A 9,135-nucleotide genomic window follows, 5' to 3' on the forward strand; every position below is an offset into this window, starting at 1 on the left:
TACGCGGGCTATAGATTTATATGACCCTGAAGGTTGTGCGCAGATTTTAAACTTGCTCTTCTGACGTCAGGATCAGCCGTCGCAAGATCGTGTACAGAGCTGACGGCTTTTTCACGGCAATGGAAGACCTTCGAAATGAAGGCGCCCAGACGGATAAGCACAAAAAAAGGGGATCGAAATGCAATGTGGAGTACCTGTTTCACTTACAAACGTGTCGATACAGATCGGTGATTTTGAGATCGCACATGACATTAACCTGTCGGTCGCGGCAGGAGAGTTCATATGTCTGCTCGGGCCGTCTGGGTGCGGAAAATCGACGCTGCTCAATGCTATAGCGGGCTTCGCATCAGTTGCTGGAAACGTGCTGGTGGGGGAGCGAAGCGTTAAAGGCCCGGGAATCGACAGAGGAGTTGTGTTCCAGAGTTCAGAGGCTTTGTTCCCCTGGCTGACGGTCAGGGAAAACATCGAGTATGGAGCTCGCATACGCGGTGTTCCAAAGGACCAACGAAGCCAGGCGGCTGATAGATACATCAAGATGGTTGGTCTTACTCACGCATCCCACAAATACCCCGGCGAGTTGTCCGGTGGGATGCGACAGCGCACGCAGATCGCACGTGTACTTGCAAATGAGCCGGCCGTCATATTGATGGACGAGCCCTTCGGCGCGCTTGATGCACAAACGCGAGAGGTACTGCAGGTCGAACTCGCGAAAATTTCACGCACCACGGGTTCAACGATCGTTTTTGTAACACACGACATCAGTGAGGCTGTGCTCCTCGCAGACAGGATCGTCACGATGACCGCCGGTCCCAGGGCAAGAATCAAGACAGTCACCGAAGTAAATCTACCAAGTCCGAGGGATCTCGATGATCCGCGGGCCGTGGAACTGATGCGAATGTTACGCGACGACATAGCAGTCGAAGTCAATCGGACTTTGGTTGAACAGGGCCTGGCTGCCGAGGGAACGGTCATATGAAAGAAAAAATTCTAACACCGAAGCGCCGGCTCGAGGGCCTGGGGCACAAAAACTGGCAGTACGTGAAGAATAAGGCCACAGCAGCTGCCATTACTGCCTGTTCTATACTCGGTGGGTTGCTGCTTTGGCAAATTGCAAGCTCGCAGATCTCACCACTTTTCCTGCCTTCGCCCTTAATGACTCTCGAAGGACTTTACGAGCTCGCCGAAGACGGCACGCTTATGACATCCATCCTGGCATCAAGTCGAAGAATTCTCACCGGTTGGTTCGCGGGGGTAATAGTGGGGATCCCTCTGGGGATGATCATGGGCTATTTTCCGCTTATTCGGAGGCTTTTTGATCCATATATCGAGTTTTTTCGTTTCGTCCCACCGATTGCGTTCGTCACTCTCGCGGTGATCTGGCTTGGACCTGGAGAAGCTTCGAAGGTCGCCTTGATTTTCTACACGACCGTATTCATCGTGACATTGAATGCCTTGGCCGGAACGCTTGCAGTATCCGAACTGCGCATCAAGGCATCGCAGGCGTTGGGCGCGAGCTCCATGCAGTCTCTCCTTACGGTGATCGTGCCTTCAACCATTCCATACATGATAACCGGTGCGAGAATCGCGATGGGCAATTCGTTTCTGACTATCGTTTCCGCAGAGATCGTAGCGGCTCAGGAAGGGCTCGGCGCACTCATCTGGAACGCACGAAACTTCGGACGGACGGAGTGGGTTTTTGCCGGCATCCTCACGCTTGGACTTCTGGGGTACGTCTTCGATCGAGTGCTCAGGTTCATTGCCAGCAGGACGTTGAAAAGATACGGTATTACAATGTGATAGGCATCGACAACCCCCGATGCGAGAGTTATCCTTGTCGCTAGTGGCGATAACTTCTTCTCGGGACGTTGTTTGATCACGCCCGTTTTTTAACGACCCTCGCGGGCTTGCAGGTCACTCTGTACACGCTCTGGCATCCGACTGATCGCCAGGGCGCCGAAAAGCTTCCGCCGTTTGAAACAAGGATCTCCAGGAACTGGAAATGACCAATGTGTTGGAGAAGATAAAAACATATAAAAGACAAGAAATTGATGTTGCCAAGGCAACCATGCCTTTGTCTGAAATAAGGGCTGGTTGCCTTCGCCAAACTCAGGCCCGCGGTTTTTACCGTGCGCTTAAAACGTGCCAGGAGGCGGGATCGATTGGGCTGATCGCCGAAATCAAAAGGGCGAGCCCCTCAAAGGGTATAATCCGTCACGACTTTGATCCAGCGGCGTTGGCGATTGAATACGAGTTAGGCGGAGCTACCTGTCTCTCCGTCCTGACCGACCAGCCAAGTTTTGGCGGGTCACTGAAATATCTTGGCTTAGCCCGAGACGCCAGTTCTCTTCCGGTGCTTCGGAAGGACTTCATTCTTGATTCATACCAAATATACGAGGCGCGCTTTTGGGGTGCCGACTGCATTTTGCTGATCATGAAGATGCTGAGTGACGATGAAGCGGCGACGTTGTTTCAGACGGCAGCAGACCTTGGGATGGATGTCGTGGTTGAGGTTCACGACGAAAGGGAGATAGAGAGAGCATTAAAGCTGCCGGCCCTTATCATAGGGATCAACAACCGAGATCTTGATAGTTTTGAACTTTCGCTAGACACAAGTGAAAGATTAGCCCCTTACGTGCCAGATGACCGCCTGATAGTCAGCGAAAGTGGCATTTTCACTGCGCATGATTGCCAACGGCTTCGGAAGGTTGGCATTAGCTCGTTCCTTGTAGGCGAGAGCTTGATGAGACAGACGAACGTGGCGGAAGCGACAAAACGGCTCCTACGGCCTTAAACGCCCCGGGCCGGAATTGCCAGTAATCGATGAGTGTCGAGACCGCGACCTAGGACTGAAGTTCGGTGCAGATAACCCGCCTCCAATTCATCAGGCTAATCGAGTGATCGCCGCTTTTAGTCAATCGGACACAGCATTTACGTCGAGGTTTTCCAAGATTCTCCGCAGCTTGTCGAACAAGTCCTCCACCTCTTCATCTCGAAAACCGGAGATCATGCTCTGGGCATGCTTGGTGGCGGCCGGGGCGAGCTGGCGATAAATTTCCCGACCATGGTCAGTAAGCCTTACTTCCACTACCCGTGTGTCGCTTGGCAAAGTGTGCCGGTTGACCAAACCGTCGCGTTCCATCTGGTCGATTAACCGGCTTAAAGCAGACTGAGGTATCAATGTGAGTTTGACCAGTTCACCGATGTTGCGCGGTCCCTTGGTCATGATCACCATCAGAACACGCCAACGCTGAACGGTCACCCCGTACGGTCTTAACCGCTCGAGAAACCGACTGCTTAGCCCTGCGGTCACTAAATGAAAAAGGTATGGCAGATAGCGCTCCAAATCGGAGACATCAGCGCCGTTAGTTTTTTTTTCAGTCTCGGTCATGACGATTTCCATAGCTTTGGGCATATCGGTAGCATGTCAACGCCCGGTTATCATCCTCGTTTCGACAGCTCAAGTTTACACATCTTCCCATTTTCCACTCGACAGAGAAATATGATTTATCATATAACTCCCTTGTACCCAGCTATTGGTTTTTTGTACACACTGCTATTCAAATGGATAAGGAATAAGCATGACGGGCGCGTTCGATCCTGCAACCGAGTTTTCACCACCTCTAAGGACCGTTCCAGCTCTGCTGGAGCGACAGGTCAGCCGGTATTCAAACCGGAAACTCTTTTCATGCCAGGGAACCAACTGGACATTTCTTGAGGCATTGAAACAAGCCGCGGGTTATGCTGGCACCCTTATCTCGGCTGGCGTGAAACAGGGTGATCGCGTGGCCGTCATCTGCTCAAACCGACCTGAATTCATGTCCGTGTTCCTCGGATGCGCTTGGATGGGAGCGGTTTCGGTTCCGATCAACACGGCTTCCCGTGGCTTCCAGTTGCAACACATTCTTTCCAACTCGAAGTCAGAACTTCTCGTAATTGAGGAACAGTTTCTCTCCGCGCTTGAAGGTCTTGATTTTGAAAATCTGGACATAAAACTTGTTTGGGTTGTCGATGCGGCGAATGAACAAAGTTGGCCAGCCCTTCCTATTCAGCTCACGGGTTTTCCGCATGCTGGAGAAGCCACGGCGCCTGCCCCGATCGGGCCGGGTGATCCGCTGACGATCCTTTACACCTCCGGGACAACGGGGCTCTCAAAGGGAGTGATTTGCCCTCACGGGCAGTTCTTCTGGTGGGGTGTTTACACGGGTCGGCAACTTGGCGTTAAGGAAGGAGACATTCTGCATACCCCGCTACCACTGTTCCACACAAACGCTCTGAATTCATTCTTCCAGGCGTTGATACACGGCGCAACACAGGTGGTCGAAGCGAAGTTCTCTGTGTCCCAATTTTGGTCGGTTATGGGCGCTTCCGGCGCAACGATAACCTACCTGTTGGGCGCTATGGTCCCGATGTTACTGTCGAAACCGGAGACGGAAAAGGAACGAAATCACTCCATCAGGGTCGCTTTGGCACCTGGTGTACCTCAACATGCGAGTGAGGAGTTCCATCGGCGGACGGGCATCACCCTTCTCGAGGGATACGGTACCACAGAGAGCAACGCAGTCATCGGCTCGACGACGGAAAACAGGAAAGCGGGATGGGTTGGGTGTTTGGTCGATGGCTTCGAAGCAATGATAGTCGACGACGAGGACAATCCTCTGCCAGATGGTCACGCGGGCGAACTCATATTGCGCGCTCGGGAGCCTCATTCGATGTCGCAAGGCTACTATGGAATGCCGGACAAGACCGTGGAAGTTTGGCGTAACCTTTGGCTTCACACCGGAGACCGAATGGTCCGAGATGCGGACGGCTTCTATCGTTTCGTTGACCGCATGAAGGACGCTATACGGCGACGCGGCGAGAATATTTCTTCATATGAGGTCGAACAGGTTCTGATCGCGCATCCAGCCGTTGCGATAGCCGCCGTCTTTCCGGTCGCCTCCGAGCTGGCAGAGGATGAAGTCATGGCAGCAATCGTACTGCGTGAAGGTCATTCGCTAAGCCAAGAGGAAATTATCCGCTTCTGCGAGGGAAAGATGTCTTACTTCGCGATACCTCGGTTCATAGATTTTCTCCATGATCTGCCAAGGACCGAAAACGGCAAAGTCCAAAAATTCAAGCTTCGTGAACGAGGCCGAACCGAGAATACATGGGATCGAGAAGCCGCCGGCATGATTTTACGCCGGTAGGGCCGACATTAACCAAAGTCTCACGTGGTTGCCCGGGGATTTTCCTGCGTCTACGGCGTGACCACGTGGCCAACTCCGGTAGTCTTGCTCTGTTGGGGTTGATCCTGGCCAAATCGGGAGCGTGCGTACCTTTCGCAGCCCCTTCCGTATTTGATTTGAGCTACGGATGGTAAATACACAGGCGCCGTATCGAGTTTGTATCTTGGGCGAGCGGCGAAGAAACTCCATGGTGAGTAACAGCTCCGAGACAGATGGGCCATTTGCATAGTGCGACGCACCTCTTTGGAAGTGCGTCGCTGTCTGCGTTTTTCGCAACGCTGAAAGAATTTGATGCAGGCTCGATGAAGCTGGACTGTCAAGTTATCGATAGCGAGGAGCATTGGGGCGAGCGCCTCTGGTGCTCCGAGGGCTTCCGCATCCTGGAAAACAGTTAAAGTATGCGAAGATATCCCCCACGATTATCCACGCACATCTCTGGTCTGCGTCGGCGATACCGACCTCGTACGCGAGACAACGCCCTCCCTCAGCTCGCTATCCTGGAACATCAAGCAGTTGGGACGGATCACGGCCACCAAACGGGGCGTCTCTTGTGGGATAATGAGCAGCCGCCTGTGGCAGTGATCAATCTCGCGGATCAGGTCGGTATCGATGGGCCAGACGCGCTGTCATTGGCTACGCTCGGCGCCAGAAGCGCCGCGTGCGTCGAACCTCGTAAGGCTGACCGAGCGGATAGCCTTTCTACGACGGTGGGAGATCGATCCCAAGTTTTGGCCCTGGCGACCGAGCCGCAAAGCGCGGCGACATCAATTTGCATTACGGGAGCGAATGCTCACACACAGCCGCTACGCAACATGTAACATATTTCATAATTTGTATTGTGTAACAATCTGGACTGTGACACCTTGCTGTACACGACACCAGGGAGATCTTCATGACCCAGCTTCCTTCACAGAAGGCACCCCGCCTTGCCTTCGTTACCGGGGGATCCGGTTTCGTGGGTAAACATCTTGTTCGACGCCTGCTGAACGATGGCTGGCGCGTCCGCGCGCTTGGTCGCAGCGTCGGGGCGCGGGCGAGCGTTAAGGCTCTCGGCGCCGAACCGGTTGAGGGCGACCTTTTGGACCGCGCCCGGTTGGCCCGTGCGATGGAGGGGGTCGATGTCGTTTTCCACGTCGCGGCGCATTTCAAGCTCTGGGGCCCGATGCCCCTGTTCCACCAGATCAACGTCGAGGGCACGCGCAACGTCGTGGAGGCAGCGGAGCGGGCCGGGGTGCGCCGCGTCGTCTATGTCAGCGCCGCCGCTGTCGTCATGGGCCGCGCCGAACCGCTGCATGGCGTGACCGAAGATATGCCCTTGCACAAGATGCCGTTTGCTCCCTATGCGACATCCAAGGCCGAAGCGGAGGAGGTATTACTGGCGGCAAATGGCCGCCACGCCGGTTTCTCCACAGTAGCCATCCGGCCTCCATTCATATGGGGTCCTGACATGCCGGCTCTCGATCACATGGTCGAGATCGTTCGCTCCGAGCAATTTCAATGGGTTGATGGCGGCGAGCAGGCACTCTCCTCCTGCCATGTCAGTAACCTGTGCCACGCACTGATCCTGGCCGCCGACCGCGGGTCAGGCGGGGAGGCCTTCTTTGTGAGCGACGGCGAAGACACGACACTGAAGTCCTTCCTGACACGACTCCTGGGCAGCCGCGGCGTAACGCCCAAGGATCGCTCCGTATCGTTCGGTGTTGCCTGGATGATGGCAGGTTTGATGGGTGTAGTCTGGCGGACCCTCCGCCGCGAGGGCGAGCCGCCGATCACCCAGCAGATGCTACGACTGATCGGCAAGGATTTCACCGTCGACATAAGCCGCGCGCGCAATCAACTCGGCTACGATCCGATCATCTCCCCGACTGATGGCATGTGTCAGATGCAGGTGAAAGACCTTCGCTGAAATCGGCGCGCAGCCCTTTCACGAGACAGACGCTGCTTCGCCTATCTCCATATTTTCGACCTCTCGGAACATCCGTTCCCGGATCGGCAATGGCCCCAAACCTTGCTGCACAAGTGTTTGGGCCGAAATGCGTACAGGCATTGCACCGCCTCGCAGCATGGACGACTGACAATCAGGCGCTATGGACTTGAGCCGCACGGCCAGAATGATCGATGGCAGTAAGCCTCTCGCCGAGCGATACGGGCATTCGCGACGATCAAGACCTTTCGCTCGATGTCCGAGCGGAATGCGCCACGGGGCCTCCCTACGCCTGCGCGAGGCCCAGGGTCATCCAGCAAGAAGTTCCGGAAGGCCTGTCGGCTTCGCACTACCGAAATGCGGGCATGTAGGGAGGGATAAGAAGCGACACCCTAGGTGGAGACTTCAAACTGCTACGAATCCGCCATCCACCATCAACTCCTCACCTCCAACGAAGCTGCTTTCGCTTGACGCCAGAAACAGCACGGTTTTGGCGACCTCGTCAGTATCTGCGAGCCTGCCGAAAGGAATCGCCTTCTTCATCCATTCCTCGGCGCCATCATTGTCTTGAAGGTACGTCGCCATGGCCGGCGTCAGGACCATTCCCGGCGACACAACATTGACGCGAATGCCTCGGCTTTTCAGGTCGACCGTCCAGGTTCGTGCAAAAGAACGGATGGCTGCTTTCGTCGCGCTATATATGGAGAGGTTGGCAAAGCCCTTGCTTCCGGCGCCTGAGCCTGTCAACACGACCGAACCGCCAGCGGACATCAGCGGCAATGCTTTTTGCACCGTGAAGACCGTTCCTTTGACGTTGATGTTGAATAGGCGGTCGAAGTGATCTGCTTCGATCCCCCCGATCGGCGCGGACTCAGACACGCCGGCGTTGGCAAACACCACGTCCACGCGGTTGTGATCTTGTCGTATCCGGGCGTAGAGCCGATCGACCGCAACGGGATCACTGACATCGCCCTGAACGCCCACGACGCCGTTCCCAATCTCCTTGAGTGCTTCATCCAGCCGCTCCTGGCGACGCCCGGTGATGTACACAAAGGCACCCTCCGCGGCAAAAGACTTGGCTGTCTCCAAGCCGATACCCTCCGTTCCGCCGGTGATGACCACCACCTTGTCCCTGAACCGTTCTGCCATGATGAAAGTGCCTTTCCGTTAAAGTGGAGAATTGCTCCACTTTACATATGGAGATATCCTCCGCTTAGCAAGTCGTAGCGAGGTGCTTTTTTGTCGGATCAGATTCCATTACGGTCAGATGCGCAGCGTAATCGCGAGCGCATTCTGGCTGCCGCCGAGGACGTGTTTCTCGAGAGAGGTGCGAACGTCACGCTGGATGACATTGCAAAGCGCGCAGGCGTTGGGATCGGAACTCTTTATCGTCGCTTCCCGACACGAGAAGCGCTTTTGGCCGCCACTTACAGTGCTCGGTTTATCGCTTTCGCTGCATCCAGTCGCGAGACAGACACCGGAATGGATCCACTCGGTGCACTGCGCCGCTATCTTGAACAACTTGTTGGGTATACGAACCTATATCGTGGCCTCGCGGCATTGCTTGGCACGGTTCTTCAGGTCGGGACGCCTGGCTGTGTCGCTACCAGCGCGGAAGGCCATAGGCTTTTGACCAATGCGAAAGCGGCCGACGTGATCAGAGCTGACATCACATTCAATGACATCGTGTGCGTGGCAATGGCTATCTCGCTGGCAACAGAGCAAGAGGCCTTACCAAACGCTCGTATAGCTCATCTTGTCGACATATTTTTAAACGGGATCGCTTCACGTTAAATTTGCCTATGACGGCCTCCCGGAAACGACCGTCTTCGCGGCCGGAGTGAAGGCGCGAAGCGCGCTATGGCGAGACCCGCCTCAGCCTTGAAGGGATGTGAACTTTTGACACCTGGATGCGCATTGCCGGTTGTAACGGTTTCAGTCGCTTCAATGAAGCCACATGAAGCGATCGCAACCAGAGGGAATGTA

The 9,135-nt window shown here is 55.1% G+C and carries 8 protein-coding genes; 6 read left to right on the forward strand and 2 right to left on the reverse strand.

Annotation, left to right across the window (positions count from 1 at the left end):
• Positions 1-178 precede the first annotated feature (178 nt).
• From N7578_RS00450 to trpC, 3 genes are all read left to right on the forward strand, one after another.
• Positions 179-976: an ABC transporter ATP-binding protein gene (locus tag N7578_RS00450; RefSeq protein ID WP_311108362.1), complete on the forward strand. Its 798-nt coding sequence runs from the start codon at positions 179-181 to the stop codon at positions 974-976.
• A complete protein-coding gene (locus N7578_RS00455; RefSeq protein WP_311108363.1) occupies positions 973-1,797 on the forward strand; it encodes an ABC transporter permease in 825 nt (274 codons plus the stop codon). Before N7578_RS00450 ends, N7578_RS00455 begins: the two co-directional genes overlap by 4 nt.
• Before the next feature lie 202 nt (positions 1,798-1,999).
• Complete coding sequence (trpC, locus tag N7578_RS00460) at positions 2,000-2,791, forward strand: indole-3-glycerol phosphate synthase TrpC (protein ID WP_311108364.1); 792 nt, start codon at positions 2,000-2,002, stop codon at positions 2,789-2,791.
• A 120-nt stretch (positions 2,792-2,911) separates the two neighbouring features.
• Here trpC and N7578_RS00465 read toward each other — a convergent pair whose 3' ends face one another.
• Positions 2,912-3,388, reverse strand: a complete 477-nt coding sequence (locus tag N7578_RS00465; protein ID WP_311108365.1) for a MarR family transcriptional regulator — start codon at positions 3,386-3,388, stop codon at positions 2,912-2,914.
• A gap of 190 nt (positions 3,389-3,578) precedes the next feature.
• On the opposite strand from N7578_RS00465, the gene N7578_RS00470 reads away from it, so the two are divergent.
• Both N7578_RS00470 and N7578_RS00475 read left to right on the forward strand, forming a co-directional pair.
• Positions 3,579-5,186 (forward strand): ATP-dependent acyl-CoA ligase, encoded by a 1,608-nt coding sequence (locus N7578_RS00470; protein ID WP_311108366.1) that lies wholly within the window; start codon positions 3,579-3,581, stop codon positions 5,184-5,186.
• Positions 5,187-6,117: 931 nt separating this feature from the next.
• The gene (locus tag N7578_RS00475) at positions 6,118-7,131 is read left to right on the forward strand and encodes an NAD-dependent epimerase/dehydratase family protein (protein WP_311108367.1); all 1,014 of its coding nucleotides are present in this window, start codon (positions 6,118-6,120) and stop codon (positions 7,129-7,131) included.
• 423 nt (positions 7,132-7,554) lie between these two features.
• Here the strand turns inward: N7578_RS00475 and N7578_RS00480 are convergent, their stop codons facing one another.
• Positions 7,555-8,298, reverse strand: a complete 744-nt coding sequence (locus tag N7578_RS00480) for an SDR family oxidoreductase (protein WP_311108368.1) — start codon at positions 8,296-8,298, stop codon at positions 7,555-7,557.
• Positions 8,299-8,388: 90 nt separating this feature from the next.
• Between N7578_RS00480 and N7578_RS00485 the strand changes: the two genes are divergently transcribed.
• The gene (locus N7578_RS00485; protein ID WP_311108369.1) at positions 8,389-8,943 is read left to right on the forward strand and encodes a helix-turn-helix domain-containing protein; all 555 of its coding nucleotides are present in this window, start codon (positions 8,389-8,391) and stop codon (positions 8,941-8,943) included.
• Positions 8,944-9,135: the final 192 nt, after the last annotated feature.

Origin of the sequence: Agrobacterium tumefaciens (assembly GCF_031801495.1) — a bacterium.
GTDB classification, from domain to species: domain Bacteria; phylum Pseudomonadota; class Alphaproteobacteria; order Rhizobiales; family Rhizobiaceae; genus Agrobacterium; species Agrobacterium tumefaciens_K.

Bases quoted from the DNA above. Each gene is read 5' to 3' on its own strand.
- trpC (WP_311108364.1), top strand. From the start codon at position 2,000: ATGACCAATGTGTTGGAGAAGATAAAAACATATAAAAGACAAGAAATT.
- N7578_RS00450 (WP_311108362.1), top strand. From the start codon at position 179: ATGCAATGTGGAGTACCTGTTTCACTTACAAACGTGTCGATACAGATC.
- N7578_RS00465 (WP_311108365.1), bottom strand. From the start codon at position 3,388: ATGACCGAGACTGAAAAAAAAACTAACGGCGCTGATGTCTCCGATTTG.
- N7578_RS00475 (WP_311108367.1), top strand. From the start codon at position 6,118: ATGACCCAGCTTCCTTCACAGAAGGCACCCCGCCTTGCCTTCGTTACC.
- N7578_RS00470 (WP_311108366.1), top strand. From the start codon at position 3,579: ATGACGGGCGCGTTCGATCCTGCAACCGAGTTTTCACCACCTCTAAGG.
- N7578_RS00455 (WP_311108363.1), top strand. From the start codon at position 973: ATGAAAGAAAAAATTCTAACACCGAAGCGCCGGCTCGAGGGCCTGGGG.
- N7578_RS00480 (WP_311108368.1), bottom strand. From the start codon at position 8,298: ATGGCAGAACGGTTCAGGGACAAGGTGGTGGTCATCACCGGCGGAACG.